Here is a 14,912-nt window from a genome sequence, read left to right as displayed (position 1 = left end):
AAACAACCACCGCAGTATCCTTTGCGGCCCCGACCTTCCCTCCGTCGCGACAGTCCTTGAACAATTAAAGCAAGCTCTCACTGACCGTGACGCCACGTTGACAGAAGCGATCCATAACGCCCGTCGTAAAACACAGTGGAGCAAATCGTGATGAAGGGTGTAGAGGTGACACTGTGTTACTTAATCGGTAATCGTGATGTCCTTCCGACGGACATTTACTTTCTTATGAAAGAGGATGACGTGAGCCATATCAACGTGTTCAGCGGGGTGCCGTCATGATCAAGTTTTCAGGTTCATTACAAACCATCGTCATGGTCATATTTGTAAATGAGATGGAGGGTCGCCATGCGTGAAGGTAAAGCAAAGGTGTTATCGTCTGAGGAATTTGCCCGGCTGATGCGTGTGGTGGCCGTCGAGATGTATCCTGAACGGAATGCCGCTGTGATGATGTTGTCATTCGGTTTGGGCTTGAGGGTCAGTGAGATCGCATCACTTCGAGTTATCGACGTCATGGCCGATGACGGTCATTTGCGGGATCATTTCCAGATTAAGAAGCGTAATTCCAAAACACGTCAGAACCGGGAAGTGTTCCTGTCGAATATGAAAGTGCGGAAGTCGTTGATGGTTTATTTGGATCATCGTCGGAATTGTGATGGTGCGGCCTTTAACATGAATGCTCCGCTCTTTAAAACCCAAAAAGGAATGGTTTTTACAGGGAATTCACTCCAACAGGTGATGAAGCGGTTGTTTCGTAAAGCCGGATTGCCAGAGCAGGTATCGTCGCATTCAGGGCGTCGTGGTTTTGCGACGAAGTTGATCTCGTCAGGTGTTGATATTAAGTCCGTGTCCGTGCTCATGGGGCATTCGAATATCAGCCAAACGGCGTCGTATGCAGAGACCAATCCGGTAATGCTACAGCTGGTCGCCGCTCAGGTGCTGTGAGAGAGGAATTGGTTTAATGATTAACGGTCATCTGCTGTCGCAGAGACCGATACCTCGGCAATCCCGTTGTTCGCGTTGCTCACACCGGCTATTGCCTGCGGTATACCTCTATTTGGCAAAAAGCCCCTCTAAGTGGACCTCCTAATATAATATAAGTAGTTGGTTCATTTAGAGGGGCTTTTAACAAACCAACGTATACATGATAGCGAAGCGACAATTCCTCTCAAAAAAACGGAACGAAGTGAACTGACACAAGGGGCTTGGCCGGTGATGCTTACATCGCCGACAAACCCGATGTGGCGGCACTCGGCGACCAGCCGACGTGCCTTCGCTATCAGGAAGTAACATCGTGTTACCTTTAACGCCGACCATTGCTGGTGTTCATTGGTAAATTCATGATCCAAAGAAATACCAGCCGCATTCCAACACCGGGCTTGCCATTGAACCATGCGTATGAAACGCTAGTGCGTTGTTTTAATTGGTGTTTTCGATGTTCCCTCCTGCCCTACCACCCACCTCATTCGTGAACAATACCGCAGGAACCAAAGCCTTACGCTTCAATGCGTTGAAGGCTGTTTCCGCTCGTCTGCGTCATGGACCAAAACACCACTGGTCCCAAAAATGGTCCCAATGCTCTTAACCCCTCCCAAAACTGATATTGGATTCGGGCATGAATCTTTCACATCCGGTTCAGAATTACGCCAATATCGAGTCCATTGCTAAAAAGCCGTTTGAACCCATTCCCGAAAACTGGAGAGTACCTTCCCCTTTTGTTTCAATCGCCTGCTTGTCGGGACGATGTAGGCCTTCGCCTTTTTTTATATCTCCCGTACCTCCTTGAGAATGCGGTTTTCTTTGCGAAGACGGGCAAGCTCTTTATGCAGGTCATCGTGCGGGCCAGACATCAAGTCATCGTGTTTATGCTGAACCCCCATTTGTTAAGTATAGACATGCCAATACCAAGACCCGCAGCAACTTGTTTGGGAAACAAATCACTTGTCAAAGCAAGTCGGGCGGCTTCGCGTTTACATTCATCAGATTTTTTGAGGCTCACTGGTTCCTCCTGTAAATCTCAATTTAACAGAAGGTGCTCTCCAGTTTTAGGGAACGGGTCCAGTCCTGTAGTCCGCACAATTAGCTCAGATGACACTCTCCACTTTTTCAGTTCAGGTCCACCGCAAACGGGCCAAGATAAAAACGACCTACACATTCAAATTCATTAGCCCCTTAGAGCTTCACGTAAATTAAAAGTCATATCCCTAGCCTGGTTTACGTTCAGGGTATTTTCACTCCCCAACAGCTTTCGTCCTGCCATATGATCTGTCGACTGGTTAAAACTATCGATAGCGATTAAGGTCCCGTTCTTGAAGTAGAAGTAGGAAAAACTGCCTGAAGCTTCCTCCCCGCGTACGACCATTTCGTCGTAGCCTTTTGACAAGCCGACCATTTGTAATTTGACATCATACTGATCCGACCAAAACCAGGGGGCTGCAATAAAGGGTTTATCCCCCCCCATAATATCACTTGCGACCGCCTTCGCCATTTCGACCGCATTTTGCACCGATTCAAGGCACCTTAAGCTGCCATCTCCCATCCGTTGGGCGGTACAATCGCCTAAGGCATAAATGCCATCCTGACTTGTTTTGCCTTTATGATCGATGATAATCCCGCCGGTGCATTCAAGACCCGCATTTTGCGCCAGTTCAACATTGGGTAACACGCCCACACCCAAGACGACCATATCCGCATCAAGGCTGACACCGTTGTTTAAGACGACACCTATAACAGAACCCTCCCTTTGGGTGATTTTTTCTGCCGCAGCGTTGAGGATAATGTCGACGCCGTTTTCTTCATGCAGTTTTTTATAATAGCTTGAGACAGCGGGACTCACCACACGGGCCATCAAACGATCGGCAAATTCAACAACCGTGACCTGCTTGCCCAGCTTGCGCGCAACCGCTGCCATTTCAAGCCCGATAAACCCGCCCCCGATAACAACCAGCTTTTCCACAGCCGGCATTTCAGCAGCGATGGCCAAGGTATCTTCAAGGGTGCGCAGCGTATGAACACCCCTTGAAGATATATTTTCGATGGCCGGAATGCGCGCGCGCGATCCGGTTGCAAGTATCAACTTTTCATACGGTATGTCCTCCCCATCTGCACACTGTATGTGCTGGGTTACGGGGTCGATTTTTTCAACGCGTACACCGGTTTTAAGGGTGATGCGTTTTTTATCAAAGACACCAGCTTGGCGAATGGTCAATTGATCTTGCGCCATCTCGCCCAACAAAAAGGCCTTACTTAAGGGCGGGCGGTTGTAGGGGGAGAATTTTTCCTCCCCCAACAACAAGATCTCACCTTCATATTTGGCACTTCTCAGACTTTCCGCCGCCTGTAAACCGCCTTGCCCTGCCCCGATAATAACAATCGGGCGCCCCATCAGCTTTGGACCTCCGGCAGATAAACTTTCATGCCATCCAAAGCCTCTGTTGCTTTAATCTGACAGGCGAGACGGCTGTTGTCTTTGCGTTCGGCAACCGTTTCTTCCAGCATGCCAAGTTCATTATCGCTGGGCGCCTCAATCTTATCCATATAAGCTTCATCCACATAACAGTGACACGTGGCACAGCAGCAAGAGCCACCGCATTCCGCCTCGATCCCGTCAATCCCGTTAGAAACAGCGGCCTGCATCAGGCTCCAGCCTTCTTGCACGTCAAGTTCGTTTTCTGTGCCATCGGCTTCGATAAAGTTAATTTTAGCCATGTTCTTTTCCTTAATTTCTGAATTGAAGGGCTTTTATTCAGTCACGTACCAGCAACAGCTTCACTGGACTACGGAAGTTGGAAGATGCCACCCACTGCAAACGATCATCTGGTTCTGCCAATGAGAAGTGCGGGATCTCTTCAAAGAAAACTTCCATTGCCGTTTTCATAGCAAGGCGTGCAACCGAATTCCCAAGGCAAGTATGGGTACCACCGCCCATGCCCACATGTCCTTTAGACGGGCGAGTCACATCATAGACATCCGGATTAGGGAATTTGCGCTCATCCCGGTTTGCCGCCCCATAGGCCAAGATCACGAAATCACCCGCCTTCATGGTTTGACCATGCAAGGTGACATCTTTAGTCAGACAACGGCGAAAACGTTGGGCTGAGCTGTTAAAACGCATAGATTCTTCGATGGCACCCGGCAAAAGGCTGATGTCATCGAGTACCTTTTGGCGCTGATCGGGATATTTCGCCATGTTATAGCCAAAGACTTTCAACATTCCCGCCAACGATTCAATCCCGGCCATGATTAAGGTGGTCACTGTGGTTTGTACTTGGATCAGGTCCAGTTTGCGACCGTCGACCTCTGCCGTAATCAACTGAGAAACCAAATCTTCACCTGGGTTTTCAGCGCGCAGTTCAATCACTTCGGTTGAGAAATCCTGCATCCAGTTAAAGGCTTTTAGATGTTCTGGGCCTTTTTGACGGGTTTCCGGGTCGGTTTGCACCATCAACAGCGCATTTCTTTTCACTTCGGTCGAGTCTTCACTTTCCGGCAAGCCCAATAGTGCAACCAACACCTTGTAAGTCACTTCACCTGCGAAATCTTCGGCAAAATCAAAGACCTTACGATCACCAATATTATTTTTTATGGCATCTCGTGCGATCTGCTGAATGGGGCCGACCAAATGTTTGAGGTTACGTTTCATGAAAACGGACTGAACGATGGATCGGACTTCGTCATGTTTAGGAGGGTCCATGGTGCCCAAAGTATTGCCCGCGCGTCCGGGGAATTCGTCAACCAAATTCCCTTTCGCAGAAGAATAGGTCTGCCAGTCACTTAAGGCATTTACGACGTCGTCATAGCGGGTCAACACCCATTTCTCTGCATCCTCGCTCCAGAAACAGGGATGATTGTCGCGCAATTCCTTATAAGTATCAAACGGGTTTGCATCAAATTCAGCCGAATATAGGTTAAAACGGGTCACGTTTTTGTCCTTCCTGTTTTGTAAAATATGTTTCTTTTTTTGCGTTCGTTGTCGCTATCTTAAGGCATCTCATCGGGAAAAATGAATGGACGATCTTTTATAAAAATTGTACTATTTTTACATTATTTAAAAAAACTTATATGCGATGCAGCAATGAATAGTCCCCAGCGTGCCATCCCGCTTTATTCGCTTTATGGCGAAAAAACACCGGTAGAAGATACTGAATTCGTCCATATTGAAGAGATTGAAAGCCGCAGTAGCCTTTACGATTGGGAGATTGACCCCCATAGCCATGCCAATCTGTTACAAATTTTATTAATCAGCGAAGGCCATGTACATGTCGAAATCGACGACCAATCTGCCGAGCAAAATGGGCCTTGTATTATTTCTATACCGGCAGGTGTGGTTCATGGTTTTCGTTTTTCCCCTCAAACCAAAGGGGTCGTCATTAGTGCGGCACATGACTTTCTCAACATGCGACCCAATCCGGCAGATGCGCAAACCTTACATGAGGTGATGCATTTTCCCGCCATTGTAGATTTTGCAAATTCACCCGGACGCTTTAAGACCGCACAAGAAATTGCACAGGCAATTTTTAATGAATTTCGCTGGCCGCAAAGCGGACGCAGTATGATGTTTGACGCCTATATAAGGATCTTACTTTTACAGGTCCGCCGTAAAATGGTCCTTCCCCATGAACGCGATACAAAGAAGAACTACCGCCGGACCGTCTTTGTCAGATACCGCACTCTGGTCGATGACCATTATAAAGATAAATGGACTGTCCCGGATTATGCCGACCATATGGGCCTAACGGAAAATCGACTAAACCGCATCTGTCAGACCTTTACTGGCAAAAGTGCCTTTGAAATAGTTCAAGACAGGATCATGTTAGAAGCTCAGCGGTTCCTGATCTACACCAAAGCACCGATCAACGAAATTGCCTATGACCTTGGTTTTCACGACCCTGCCTATTTTTGTCGTTTTTTCAAAAAACTCTCAGGTCAAACACCTAAAAAATTTCGCCAGGATAAGGCGGATTAAGTCGCTTTATCCTGGCGTATCTTTTCAAGGATGAAATTACGGTATTTCATATCTTCAACCAGGATATGTTCCGTCAGCCAATTGCCAAGATAATCGTTGACCAAATCACCGATCTGAAACGGACTTTCCGCAGACCGTCGATAGGTCTTTTCAACCGTCTTTAACCATTCAACGAACAAGTGATGCTTTTCCAAATGATCTTCTAAATCGGGAAAAGCATGTTGCTTCATATATTCTTCTTCACGGGCAAAGTGATATTCGGTGTATTTTTCCAAGCGAGCGATCAGACCCAACAGAAAACTATCCGACAGGTCTGCATCCGCTAATTCGTCCACTAAGGCAAACAGTTCCTGATGGTCATGGTCGATCTCGTTATCCCCAACACTGAGGGCCGTGGTCCATTTAAAATCAGACATCTTTATACTCCTTTACAGCAGACCCAAGGCCAACCAAGGGAACAGGATCAACAAGGCAAGACGCAAAAGGTCGGATAACACAAACGGGAAGACACCTTTAAAAATTTGCGAAATCGGAATATCAGACGCTACCGATTTCAGAACAAACACGTTCATCCCAACAGGCGGCGTAATCAAGCCGAGTTCCACCGTAATGACCGAGACAATACCAAACCAAATCGGGTCAAAACCAGCCGCTTGAATAACTGGAAAGACAACAGGCACAGTCAAAAGCAACATGGCGATACTGTCCATCACACAGCCCAACAGCATGTACAGCAAAAGGACACACAACAGGATCGCATAAGGCGACAGGTTCCAGCTTGCGACCAATTCAACCAGATCAAACGAGATCCGTGAGACGGACAAGAAATACCCAAAGATTTCAGCACCAATAATCATAAAGAAGATCATGGCCGACAAAAATAAAGTTTCTTCGATAGACTCCTTGAACTGTTTAAAGGTCATGCCTCGTACCAAAGCGATAACAAGTGCCCCAAAAGCCCCCACCGCAGCGGCTTCTGTCGGGGTAAAGAACCCGCCATAAATCCCGCCAATGATTAAGGCAAAAATCCCACCAAATGGGACCAACCCTTTAAGGCCAAAGATTTTTTCTTTGATGGTTGTGGGGTCCCCCGGTTGAGCCAAATCAGGTTTTAACCAGACCGTCACCGCAATCGCGCCACAATATAAAACCAACCCCAAAAGACCGGGAATAACCCCCGCAATAAACATTTGCCCAACGGATTGTTCGGTAATCAACGCATAAAGCAACAAAGCAATAGACGGTGGGATCATGATCCCCAAGGTTCCCCCTGCGGCCAATGTGCCTGCAGCCAAAGAAGGAGCATAGCCATTCTTTTTCATTTCCGGCAAAGCGACGCGCGCCATGGAGGCTGCGGTCGCAAGGCTGGAACCGGAAATTGCAGAAAACACACCACAAGAACTCACTGCCGCCAGCGCCATGCCGCCGCGCCAGGCCCCAAAAAGGGACTTGGCGCCATTAAACAGTTCCGCCGACATCCTTGCCTTAGACGCAAAGACCCCCATTAGAATAAACATGGGGATAGGGCTAAAGCTATAATTAGACATGGTTTCAATCGGGCCGGATTCCAGCAAGGAAACAGCCGGATCAAACGCCACGATCAAACCGAACCCCACGAACCCGGTTGCCGCCATCGCCAAGGCAACCGGGCAACGTAGTGCGATAAGAACCAGCATACCTGCAACACAGATATATCCAATAAGCGCTGCACTCATGGTTATCTCCCACTATCAATAAATTGTTGAATGGCAACCAAAAGTCCGCGAAGTGCAAGAACACCAGCCGCAAATGCCGCCACCGCATAGATGTAATTCATAGGAATTAAAAGGTCTTGGGTGGTTTCACCGCTTAAAGACAAACGTTCAACCGCCTCAGCAAGTTTGACACACATGCCAAAGCCTAAAAGGCCGAAACCTAATGTGTAAACCCCCGCTAAAGCCCCCTTTAACCGTTCGCTCAGTGCCCCCGTGAACAAATCAACAATGACTTGTCCACGACGAACCGAATAGGGAAGGGAGAACATGATACAGAACAGTAAGCTGTAGCTGACAATCTCCACCCCTCCATTAAAGGTGAGGTCCAAATTTCCTGCTGTTGCCCCAAACACGGCGCGTGTCATGACATCAAGTAATATGGTCACCATCATGATAATGAGAAGCACACCACTGATCCAATGCATATAGAAAGCCAGCTTTCGTGCCGCGTCCATAATCATTCTCATCTGGACCTCCTTTTTTCAGGCTAAGCTTACTTGCGACAGCTTTGAGATAATTCTTGTGCACGCGCATAGACTTTGCGCGCAGGCAAACCTTTTTCTTCCAATTCTGCCAGATAGCTTTCTGTCGCTTTGGCAAGGATCGGCTTCCATGCAGGGTTTTCAGCCCCCCCTTCAACAGTGAAGATATTGTGACCACCATCAACGGCTGCTTTACGACCAATCACGTCCATTTTATCAAAGACTTTGGCAGCGATTTCGGACCAGGCCTTACCGGAATTATCATCAATGACTTTTTTCTGATCCGCCGACAATGCGTTATAGACGTCTTTGTTCATGGTAATCACGAACGACAACACATATAACCCGCCGACTTCGGTGTGGTTTTTCGCCAATTCGTTCAAACGGAACGCAGCCATCCCTTCGTAAGGCAAAGCAACCCCATCAATCACCCCGCGTTGCATGGACTGATAAGACTCTGGCGCCGGCATACCAACAGGTTTTGCCTTTAGTTCTTCCAGCATTTTCGCAACTACTGCCGTCGGACGGCGAATACGTAGACCGGCGAGATCTTCAGGTGTTTTTACAATTTTTTCACCCGTATGGATATGGCCCGGACCATGCGTAAAGAACATCAAGGGCTTGGTGTCTTTATATTCATCGCTAATCAGCCCCTCATCGTAGAGACCCTGGATCATACAGGAGCCTTGTTTAGCTGTCTGAACCAACCCGGGCAGTTCAACGATTTGCGTCAGCGGGAAACGGTTTGCGGTATAGCCTTGCACCGTTGCAGTGACATCTGCGATACGGTTTTTAACCGCTTCATATTGTGCCGGTGGTTTCGCCAATGTCGCAGAAGGGAAGATCTGCACTTCAATATCACCACCGGACTGTTCTTTCACGTTATCAGCCCAGACCTGAAACAATTCTTTATGTATACCCGCCACAGACGGCCAGAAATGAGCAAAACGTAACGTAACGTCAGCCGCTTGTGTTTGTGTGGCGACACCAACGGCCATCACACCCGCCATGGCCATCATTTTAATCTTTTTAAGCATATTAATGCCTCCCGTAAGAAATCTTAAGTTGAGTATTTTTTGAATTTGAGCGTTAAACCGCTTCTTTTCATCTCTCAGGCAAATTCTTCTGTATCGACCTCTGCCTGAGTGGCCGCGTTATATCGCGGGCCAGAAACCGTCTTGTGGTTAATCAACGCGTTTAGGCGCTTCAAAATGTCTTCGCCAAGCACAATGTCTGCTGCAGCGAAGTTCTCTTTCATATGCTGGATATTGGTTGTACCGGGGATCGCAATGATGCTTTCATCTTGAGCTAAGACCCAGGCCAATGCCAATTGTGCCATGCTACAGCCGACTTCTTTCGCTATCTCACGATATGGCCCCAGCAAGGCTTTGTTTTTCTCCCAATGTTCCCCTTGGAACCGCGGCATATGGTTGCGCAAATCCTTGGCTTCCAACTCGGACGGATCGTTCAACAAACCGCACAGGAAACCACGGGTCACCGGACTAAAGGCCACAAAGGTGACCCCCATTTCAATGCAGGTTCTCAAAACACTGATTTCCGCATTACGCGTCCAGAGCGAATATTCTGTCTGTAACGCAGAAATAGGATGAACCGCATGGGCTTTTTTCAACGTCTCGGACGACACCTCAGACAAACCAATCGCCTTAATTTTACCGTCGGCAACCAGATCAGCCAACGCGCCGACACTGTCTTCAATCGGTACTTTTTTGTCCCAACGGTGAAGGTAATACATGTCGATCACGTCCGTCCCCAAACGTCTTAGGGAATCTTCACATGTCTTTTTTAAGACCTCTGGACGACCATCAATTTCGCGCACCCCTTGGTCATTTTTAAACATGCCGCACTTACTCGCCAACACGAATTCAGAACGACGATGCATAATCGCCTCACGCAACAGTTCCTCATTGTTGCCAAACCCATAAAGGGCAGCGGTGTCCATCATCGTATACCCAAGGTCCAAAGCCTCGTTCAACAAGCGTGATGCATCTTCCTTTGCCGGCGGTGTCGCGTAAGCATGGGACAAATTCATACACCCTAACGAAACAGGGGAGACTTTATAAGAACCAAAAAGACGGGATGACATGGACGTTTCCTCTTTTCAACTTTTGTAAATTTTACTTATCGTTGCCGAAACACTGTTCCAAGCGATCCAGTGTTTCCATGGCCGCATAACATTGTTGGATCGACCCGTTGGGTTCACGGCCTTCCTTGATGGCGGAGATAAATTCACGATCGATCAATTCGATCCCGTTATTCGAAACTGCAACATCAGACAAATCAATCTGATTTTCAGCCCCGTCAAAAAGGTCATCATACCGTGCGATATAGGTACCGTTATCACAGATATAGCGGAAATACGTACCCAACGGCCCATCGTTATTAAAGGATAAAGACAAGGTACAAATCGCCCCGCTCGGCACTTTCAAGCCAATGGACATATCCATTGCAATCCCGAGTTCAGGATGTATTGGCCCTTGCAGCGCAAAGGCTTCAGACGCTTTTTCGCCCGTTTGATATTGAAACAAGTCAACAGTGTGACAAGCATGGTGCCACAAAAGATGATCTGTCCATGTGCGCGGCTCGCCCTTGGCATTGATGTTTTTGCGTCGGAAGAAATAGGTCTGCACATCCATTTGCTGAACCTTGATCTCACCCGCCGTGATCTTGTTATGGATCCATTGGTGTGACGGGTTAAAGCGACGCACATGACCGGCCATTGCCGTCAAACCGGAGCGCTTAACCGTTTCCAACAAACGTGTGGAATCCGCGAGATTATCTGCCATCGGAATTTCGACCAGCACATGCTTACCAGCTTCCAGACACTGGATCGCTTGTTCCGCATGAACCGGGGTCGGTGTTGCCAAGATCACCGCATCAACATCATCGCGTTCAAGACTTTCTGCCAGATCTTTTGTTGCATGTCCGATCCCACGTTTCTGGGCAAAGGCTTCGATATCATCGGGGCCACCGCCGACAACGGATGTGACTTCCACACCCTCGATATTGCTTAAGGCATCCAGATGTTTCATACCAAAGGCACCGGCAGCACCGGCTACGCAAATTCTCATTTTTCATTCTCCAGAATAATCAAACCTGCACCTGTGTTCGACGCAGGGACGTGATAATGGCGATAAATTTCCTTGGCCTCCTCGCCAAGCGCGCCGCGCATGAGCAGCCACATAATCAGTTCAATGCCTTCTGACCCTGCTTCGCGCAGATATTCCGTGTGCGGAATTTTAACAAGACGATCCACATCGGCTGTCAAATCATCCAAAAATGCAGTATCAAAATCGGCATTAATCAAGCCGGCACGTTCCCCCTGCAATTGGTGCGACATACCGCCTGTGCCAAAGATGACCACATTTAAATCTTCATCAAAACTTTCAACCGCTTTGGCGATGGCTTGACCCAGGTTATAGCAACGCTTACCTGTCGGTTGAGGGTACTGCACCACATTGACCGCCAGCGGGATCACCTTACAAGGCCATTCACGGGGTTGATCGCACATCACGGATAAAGGGACGGTCAAGCCATGATCCACCGGCATTTCGTTGACGATGGTCATGTCAAACTCATCCAGAATAAGACTTTCAGCCAAATGCCATGCAAGTTCCGGATGACCGTTCACAACCGGCACCTGACGCGGACCATAGCCTTCATCAGCGGGTTGGAACTTCTCTGCCACACCGATGGCAAAGGTAGGGATCAGCTCCAGCGAAAAAGCCGATGCATGATCATTAAAAACAATGATCGCCACGTCGGGCTTGGTCTCTTCCATCCATTTGCGCGCAGGACCATACCCATCAAACAAAGGCTTCCAATACTCTTGTTGCGTATTCCCGTTATCAATGGCAGCGCCGACGGATGGGATGTGTGACGTACCCACACCTGCAATAATCTTAGCCATTATTTTTCCCACTCCGACTTATAGCGATTACCTTCAACCGGACGTCCACCATCCAGCAGCATTTTCTTAAAATCTTCGACCGTAACCTGAGACATGGCCGCCCCTGCATCCTGCATGGTCATGCCATCGAAAATGGCAATTTTAAAGGTGTAATAGATATTACCGCCCAACCGCAGCATACCGAGCCAATCGCGATCCAAAACCGCTTTTCGTTGCTCATCCGTCATAGGGAAAGTCATTAAATACCCTTCCGGATCAGCCGCAAATTGTTCGCGATTTTCCGCCTTATTTAAGGACATGCAAAACATATTGAGATGATATCCCTTTCTGTTTTGCGTCCCGTCAAACACATAAGTGCCAGGGATGTCATCATAGTCTTTCTTGGACATACTTATTCCTTTTGAAGTGCTAAAAGTATTTGATCGGCACGTTCCTGATAGTTCTGCCCGGTCTGGGCCTTTAACTTTAATTCCCCCAGTCGCTGCTGCCACACGACAGTGGCATGGGCCATATCCCCGGATAACCCCAATCCTTCAACCGTTTTAGCAACCTCGCGCAATTCAGCAGCGCGGCGGATGCCGTGGGTCATGGATCGCTCCAACATATAGGCGGCTTTTTCCTTGAAGTCGAAACCGGGATAGGTCTTATCCAGACTATCCAGAACAGCAACTTCCACACCGGCTTTTCGCCCGGCAAGGACACATTCGGCAAATAAGGCTTCCAGGCCTTTCATCATAATGCTCCGCACCATTTTGATCGACGAAGCCGCCCCCACATCACCCTCGACGATGGACGCCTTCATACCCAAAGCGTCAAAAATGACTTTGGCGTCTTGGGCATGAACACCGCTAATTCCAATCGGGGTTTGGTGCATTTTAGGATAGACAGGCGCCATGATTGCCACATCCACATAGCGCGCTCCACAGGCTTCCACCTTTCGTGCATTTAAGCGCTTGGTATCCGGTGCACAGGAGTTGCAATCAAAAAAGAAGGCCCCTTTTTTCAGGTGAGGCACAGCCTGATCTGCTGCCAAATTCGCCTGATCTGCCGTTACCAGCGAAAAGACCACATCGGCACCAGTCACAGCCAGCTTTGAGCTGAAAACCCCTTGAACAGACGCCGTTTCATAATCGGCCAATTTTGAGTCTTGAATCGATTGGTCAACATCTTCTGTTTTGATATCAAAGGCTGTCGTCTTTGATGCATTGCCTGCCCCAAACCCTTTGGCAAAAGCAGAAGCTGCTTCTCCAAAACCGATAAAGGCGACCTTATATGTCTCAAAAGCGGACATAACTTTCCTACAGATAGATTAAAACGAATAGTGACCAAACAATCGCGGTCTGCTTGCTATTGTGGTACCACCCGAGGCATATCAGTGGAAATTAATTGCTTCTACACCCTATTCATTTTTCCTATAGGTAGTGACATTTAAGAACTATGGATCACCCGCCCAGCATCGCGTAACAGCTGGATGAATCTTGCTTGCGTGGCTGTCGGGCGCCAGTCTTTTCGCATTGTCAAACCGATTGATCTTTTTGTTTGCGACATCTCTAACGGCAAAGGGGCCAGCACTCCCATCTGCTTTTCATGACGAATTTGGTGCAAAGAAATGATCGTCAATCGATCACTTGCACTCAATAAACTGCGGATCAGGATCAACGAGCTGCTTTCAATCACACTTTTGGGGTAACACCCGCTTCCTTCAAACATTTTTTCGAAAAAACGACGCGTTGGCGTGCCCTGTCGTGGCACCACCCAGGCGAATTGCGCCAACTCTTCAACTGAAGCATTGATCGTCAAACTTAAAGGATGACCATTTCGCCCGACAATTGCCAATGGATCATCAAACACCGCTTCCTGCACAATATCATCAACGGGTATCGGATCACGCAAAGCACCGATTAAAAGATCAATACTGCCGTGACGAAGTCCGTTCAGTAAATCATCATACGGCCCATCAACCACATTCATTTTTATTTCAGGCTTATCACGCGTTAACGCATTAATCGCTGTTGGCAACATAAAGGTACGGGCCAAGGGCATGGTCCCCACGACAATGGCCCCACTATCCTGACCTTTCCATTCCTCCAACTCGTCATAGCCCTGTTCCAATTCTGCGGCTGCCAAACGACTATGGAAAGCCAGACACTCTGCCGCTTTACTCAACTCAACGCCTCGTCTTGATTTTTCAAACAAAGGCACTCCGGCCATATGTTCCAGATCCCGTGCTGCACGATGCAAAGACGGCTGTGAAATACCCACCATGCGTGCCGCTAGACTAAAATTTCCGGCTTCTGATAACGCGATCAGAGCCCGAACCTGTACCCCGGTAATCAGGTGTTCCAAATTCTGGAACCCTTTGGTCTTACGTTTCCCCCCTTGGGCGGCAGCCTCGTCGGCCCCGGTCTTGAAATAACGCAACATGCGATTAACCCGGTCAACAAATAAACTGCCCGCTTCGGTCAAATACATGCCATCAGTTTGACGGTCAAACAATTGCACATCCAATTGCTTCTCAAGCTTTGCAATAGCCTGTGTAATCGCGGGCTGCGAAAGATAAATTTCCTTTGAAGCCTTTGAAATACTTTTAAATTCTGCGACAGAACTAAAGGCGCGCAAATGGCGTAAATTGGGGACAGCGCGGTTCATTTTCCCTATTCCTACGATGATAAAGACACCTCACTATAGCAAAATCTTATAGGCTTGGGGAGGGTTTGAAATAGCCTCCCTTCTTTTTTTGAGCCACGCTAAGACCAACTCATTCCAACCGCTGGGTCAGCGTGTTA

At 48.2% G+C, this 14,912-nt stretch carries 16 protein-coding genes; 2 read left to right on the top strand and 14 right to left on the bottom strand.

Annotated features, from left to right (window positions below):
- The first annotated feature begins 345 nt into the window (after positions 1-345).
- The gene (locus tag Q397_RS0117020; RefSeq protein WP_038014522.1) at positions 346-942 is read left to right on the top strand and encodes a tyrosine-type recombinase/integrase; all 597 of its coding nucleotides are present in this window, start codon (positions 346-348) and stop codon (positions 940-942) included.
- Positions 943-1,846: 904 nt separating this feature from the next.
- Here the strand turns inward: Q397_RS0117020 and Q397_RS25070 are convergent.
- From Q397_RS25070 to Q397_RS0117000, 4 genes are all read right to left on the bottom strand, one after another.
- Positions 1,847-1,996, bottom strand: a complete 150-nt coding sequence (locus tag Q397_RS25070) for a hypothetical protein (RefSeq protein WP_156950762.1) — start codon at positions 1,994-1,996, stop codon at positions 1,847-1,849.
- Positions 1,997-2,161: 165 nt separating this feature from the next.
- The gene (locus Q397_RS0117010; RefSeq protein ID WP_038014519.1) at positions 2,162-3,382 is read right to left on the bottom strand and encodes an NAD(P)/FAD-dependent oxidoreductase; all 1,221 of its coding nucleotides are present in this window, start codon (positions 3,380-3,382) and stop codon (positions 2,162-2,164) included.
- Positions 3,382-3,705: a 2Fe-2S iron-sulfur cluster-binding protein gene (locus tag Q397_RS0117005; protein WP_028880438.1), complete on the bottom strand. Its 324-nt coding sequence runs from the start codon at positions 3,703-3,705 to the stop codon at positions 3,382-3,384. The genes Q397_RS0117010 and Q397_RS0117005 overlap by 1 nt, the downstream gene beginning before the upstream one ends.
- 37 nt (positions 3,706-3,742) lie before the next feature.
- Positions 3,743-4,918: a cytochrome P450 gene (locus tag Q397_RS0117000; RefSeq protein ID WP_028880437.1), complete on the bottom strand. Its 1,176-nt coding sequence runs from the start codon at positions 4,916-4,918 to the stop codon at positions 3,743-3,745.
- Positions 4,919-5,071: 153 nt separating this feature from the next.
- Between Q397_RS0117000 and Q397_RS0116995 the strand changes: the two genes are divergently transcribed.
- The gene (locus tag Q397_RS0116995) at positions 5,072-5,962 is read left to right on the top strand and encodes a helix-turn-helix domain-containing protein (RefSeq protein WP_051610241.1); all 891 of its coding nucleotides are present in this window, start codon (positions 5,072-5,074) and stop codon (positions 5,960-5,962) included.
- On the opposite strand, the gene Q397_RS0116990 is transcribed toward Q397_RS0116995, so the two are convergent.
- From Q397_RS0116990 to Q397_RS0116945, 10 genes are all read right to left on the bottom strand, one after another.
- Positions 5,959-6,378, bottom strand: a complete 420-nt coding sequence (locus Q397_RS0116990; RefSeq protein WP_028880435.1) for a bacteriohemerythrin — start codon at positions 6,376-6,378, stop codon at positions 5,959-5,961. The two genes, Q397_RS0116995 and Q397_RS0116990, sit on opposite strands and share 4 nt — an antisense overlap.
- Positions 6,379-6,390: 12 nt before the next feature.
- Positions 6,391-7,677, bottom strand: a complete 1,287-nt coding sequence (locus Q397_RS0116985) for a TRAP transporter large permease (protein ID WP_028880434.1) — start codon at positions 7,675-7,677, stop codon at positions 6,391-6,393.
- Between the two features lie 2 nt (positions 7,678-7,679).
- Positions 7,680-8,183, bottom strand: coding sequence for a TRAP transporter small permease (locus Q397_RS23140; protein WP_038014517.1), 504 nt, complete (start codon positions 8,181-8,183; stop codon positions 7,680-7,682).
- A gap of 26 nt (positions 8,184-8,209) precedes the next feature.
- Positions 8,210-9,235, bottom strand: coding sequence for a TRAP transporter substrate-binding protein (locus Q397_RS0116975; RefSeq protein ID WP_028880433.1), 1,026 nt, complete (start codon positions 9,233-9,235; stop codon positions 8,210-8,212).
- Positions 9,236-9,309: 74 nt separating this feature from the next.
- Complete coding sequence (locus Q397_RS0116970) at positions 9,310-10,302, bottom strand: aldo/keto reductase (protein ID WP_028880432.1); 993 nt, start codon at positions 10,300-10,302, stop codon at positions 9,310-9,312.
- 31 nt (positions 10,303-10,333) lie between these two features.
- Positions 10,334-11,287: a Gfo/Idh/MocA family oxidoreductase gene (locus tag Q397_RS0116965; protein ID WP_028880431.1), complete on the bottom strand. Its 954-nt coding sequence runs from the start codon at positions 11,285-11,287 to the stop codon at positions 10,334-10,336.
- Positions 11,284-12,126 carry a class III extradiol dioxygenase subunit beta gene (locus tag Q397_RS0116960; protein ID WP_028880430.1) on the bottom strand — a complete coding sequence of 281 codons (843 nt, stop codon included), beginning with the start codon at positions 12,124-12,126 and terminating at the stop codon, positions 11,284-11,286. The genes Q397_RS0116965 and Q397_RS0116960 overlap by 4 nt, the downstream gene beginning before the upstream one ends.
- Positions 12,126-12,515 (bottom strand): protocatechuate 4,5-dioxygenase subunit alpha, encoded by a 390-nt coding sequence (ligA, locus tag Q397_RS0116955; protein ID WP_038014513.1) that lies wholly within the window; start codon positions 12,513-12,515, stop codon positions 12,126-12,128. The genes Q397_RS0116960 and ligA overlap by 1 nt, the downstream gene beginning before the upstream one ends.
- 2 nt (positions 12,516-12,517) lie before the next feature.
- Positions 12,518-13,417: an NAD(P)-dependent oxidoreductase gene (locus tag Q397_RS0116950; RefSeq protein ID WP_028880429.1), complete on the bottom strand. Its 900-nt coding sequence runs from the start codon at positions 13,415-13,417 to the stop codon at positions 12,518-12,520.
- 137 nt (positions 13,418-13,554) lie between these two features.
- A complete protein-coding gene (locus Q397_RS0116945; RefSeq protein WP_028880428.1) occupies positions 13,555-14,775 on the bottom strand; it encodes a LysR family transcriptional regulator in 1,221 nt (406 codons plus the stop codon).
- Positions 14,776-14,912 lie beyond the last annotated feature (137 nt).

Source organism: Terasakiella pusilla DSM 6293, from assembly GCF_000688235.1.
In the GTDB taxonomy this organism is placed as follows: Bacteria; Pseudomonadota; Alphaproteobacteria; order Rhodospirillales; family Terasakiellaceae; genus Terasakiella; species Terasakiella pusilla.
Note: the sequence above shows the minus strand (reverse complement) of the source record. Positions and strands in the feature narration are given on the sequence as shown.

Coding starts and splice junctions, on each gene's coding strand:
- Q397_RS0116950 (WP_028880429.1), bottom strand. CDS start 13,417: ATGTCCGCTTTTGAGACATATAAGGTCGCCTTTATCGGTTTTGGAGAA.
- Q397_RS0116975 (WP_028880433.1), bottom strand. CDS start 9,235: ATGCTTAAAAAGATTAAAATGATGGCCATGGCGGGTGTGATGGCCGTT.
- Q397_RS0116990 (WP_028880435.1), bottom strand. CDS start 6,378: ATGTCTGATTTTAAATGGACCACGGCCCTCAGTGTTGGGGATAACGAG.
- Q397_RS0116960 (WP_028880430.1), bottom strand. CDS start 12,126: ATGGCTAAGATTATTGCAGGTGTGGGTACGTCACACATCCCATCCGTC.
- Q397_RS0116965 (WP_028880431.1), bottom strand. CDS start 11,287: ATGAGAATTTGCGTAGCCGGTGCTGCCGGTGCCTTTGGTATGAAACAT.
- Q397_RS0117010 (WP_038014519.1), bottom strand. CDS start 3,382: ATGGGGCGCCCGATTGTTATTATCGGGGCAGGGCAAGGCGGTTTACAG.
- Q397_RS0116945 (WP_028880428.1), bottom strand. CDS start 14,775: ATGAACCGCGCTGTCCCCAATTTACGCCATTTGCGCGCCTTTAGTTCT.
- Q397_RS23140 (WP_038014517.1), bottom strand. CDS start 8,183: ATGAGAATGATTATGGACGCGGCACGAAAGCTGGCTTTCTATATGCAT.
- Q397_RS0116970 (WP_028880432.1), bottom strand. CDS start 10,302: ATGTCATCCCGTCTTTTTGGTTCTTATAAAGTCTCCCCTGTTTCGTTA.
- Q397_RS0117020 (WP_038014522.1), top strand. CDS start 346: ATGCGTGAAGGTAAAGCAAAGGTGTTATCGTCTGAGGAATTTGCCCGG.
- Q397_RS0116995 (WP_051610241.1), top strand. CDS start 5,072: ATGAATAGTCCCCAGCGTGCCATCCCGCTTTATTCGCTTTATGGCGAA.
- Q397_RS0116985 (WP_028880434.1), bottom strand. CDS start 7,677: ATGAGTGCAGCGCTTATTGGATATATCTGTGTTGCAGGTATGCTGGTT.
- Q397_RS0117005 (WP_028880438.1), bottom strand. CDS start 3,705: ATGGCTAAAATTAACTTTATCGAAGCCGATGGCACAGAAAACGAACTT.
- ligA (WP_038014513.1), bottom strand. CDS start 12,515: ATGTCCAAGAAAGACTATGATGACATCCCTGGCACTTATGTGTTTGAC.